At 74.7% G+C, this 2,080-nt stretch carries 1 protein-coding gene and 1 pseudogene; both read right to left on the minus strand.

Features of this window, described 5'->3' with window-relative positions:
- The coding region (locus JM949_RS39475; protein ID WP_309232460.1) for a polyketide synthase dehydratase domain-containing protein at positions 1–567 on the minus strand (567 nt) is incomplete at its 3' end.
- Positions 474–2,080, minus strand: a pseudogene (locus JM949_RS38880) (type I polyketide synthase); the annotation flags it as partial. The pseudogene JM949_RS38880 and the gene JM949_RS39475, both read right to left, overlap by 94 nt.

Below are 2,080 nucleotides of genomic sequence, written 5' to 3' on the forward strand. Positions count from 1 at the left end.
GTCGGCCGTCCGGCGTCGGTGGCGGCCACCGGCGACCTGGAGCTGCACCGGGACGCCGGGAGGCAGGCGCACTGGCGCTTCGAGGGCCAGCTCGGCGACGGGGTCGCCGCCGGCGGCGTGCAGGGCGAGTTCGAGCAGGGCGGCGCCGGGCAGCAGGACGGTGTCCAGGACGGTGTGGTCGGCCAGCCAGGGGTGGTCGTCGGTGGACAGCGGGCGGTGCAGAGGCGTCCGTCGCCGGGTAGGTCGATCGTCGTGTCGAGGAGCGGGTGGCCGGCGGCGGCCGGGTCGCCGCCGCGACGCGGGGTCGACCAGTAGCGCCGTCGCTGGAACGGGTAGGTGGGCAGTTCGACGCGGCGCGGGCGGTGCGGCGCGTACACAGTGGCCCAGTCGACGGGCGCCCCGTGGGTCCAGGCGCGGGCCAACGCGGCGTGCACGTCGTTCTGGTCCCGGCGCAGGGTGTGCAGGGCGAGGCCCAGCACGGGGTGCGGGCTGACCTCGATCAGCACGCCGGGCAGCGCGGTCACCGTGTCGGCGAACCGAACCGTCTCCCGCAGGTTGCGGTACCAGTACCCGGCGTCCAGACCGGCGGTGTCGAACCGCTCCCCGGTGACGGTCGAGTGGAATGGCACCGTGGATGGTCGCGGCTCGATGTTCTTCAGCGTGGTCAGGATCTCGTCGCGGACCGCCTCGACGTGCGGCGAGTGCGACGCGTAGTCCACCGCCACCCGCCGGGCACGCGGCTCGGCCGCCAGGAACCGGTCCACCGCCGCCACATCACCGGAGAGGATGGTCGAGTCCGGCCCGTTGACCGCCGCCACGGACAGCTCACCCGGGTCCACGTCGGCGAACGGCACCGACACCATCCCGCCCCGCCCGGCGATCACCCGCAACGCCCGACTCCGCAACGCCACCACCCGCGCCGCGTCGTCCAACGACAGGGCACCCGCCACGTACGCCGCCGCGATCTCACCCTGCGAATGACCCACCACCGCCGACGGCTCGACGCCGTAGGACCGCCACACCGCGGCGAGCGAGACCATCACCGCGAACAGCGCCGGCTGCACCACCTCCACCCGGTCCAACGGACCCGCCAGGACCTCCCGCAACGACCAACCCGTGTACGGGCGCAACGCCTCCGCGCACGCGCGCATCGAAGCGGCGAACACCGGCGAGGTGTCCCACAACTGAAGACCCATTCCGGTCCACTGCGAACCCTGACCCGGGAACACGAAGACCACCCGACCGTCGCCGGCCCGCTGGGTCACGTCCTGACCGACGACCGCGCGGTAGTCCAGCGCGGTGCGACCGACCGCCAGGGAGTACGCGACGTCCACCCGCCGTACCGTGGCGGGCAGCGCGGTCAGGAGGTCGAGCTGCGCGGCGACCACCGCCGGGCTCGCGCCGGAGACGATCCAGGGTGCGTCCAGATCCGTGCTCGGTGCGGCGTCGTCCGGCTCGTCCGGGGCGGCCTCGACGATGACGTGGGCGTTGGTGCCGCTGATCCCGAACGACGACACCCCGGCCCGCCTCGGCCCTGCCCACGGCACCTCACCGGTCAGCAGCGACACCGCGCCGCCGGACCAGTCGACGTGCGGGGTGGGCGCGTCCACGTGCAGCGTGCGGGGCAGCACCCCGTGCCGCATGGCGAGCACCATCTTGATCACCCCGGCGACCCCGGCAGCCGCCTGGGTGTGCCCGATGTTCGATTTCAGCGACCCCAACCACAGCGGTCGGTCCCGCCCCGGCCCGTACGCGGCGATCAGCGCCCGCGCCTCGATCGGATCACCGAGGGTGGTGCCGGTGCCGTGCGCCTCCACCGCGTCCACGTCCGACGGCGACAGCCCGGCCGCGTCCAACGCCGCCCGGATCACCCGCTGCTGCGCCGTGCCGTTGGGCGCGCTCAGCCCGTTCGACGCGCCGTCCTGGTTGACCGCCGAGCCGCGCACCACCGCCAGCACCGGGTGCCCGCGCCGCCGCGCGTCGCTCACGCCCGCTCCACCAGCAGCACGCCCGGCGCCCCTCCGACCAGGCGGTCCCGTCGGCGGCCGCCGCGAACGGCTTGCACCGTCCGTCCGCCGAC

The sequence above is a fragment of the Micromonospora tarensis genome, assembly GCF_016803395.1.
Classification (GTDB): Bacteria; Actinomycetota; Actinomycetes; order Mycobacteriales; family Micromonosporaceae; genus Micromonospora; species Micromonospora tarensis.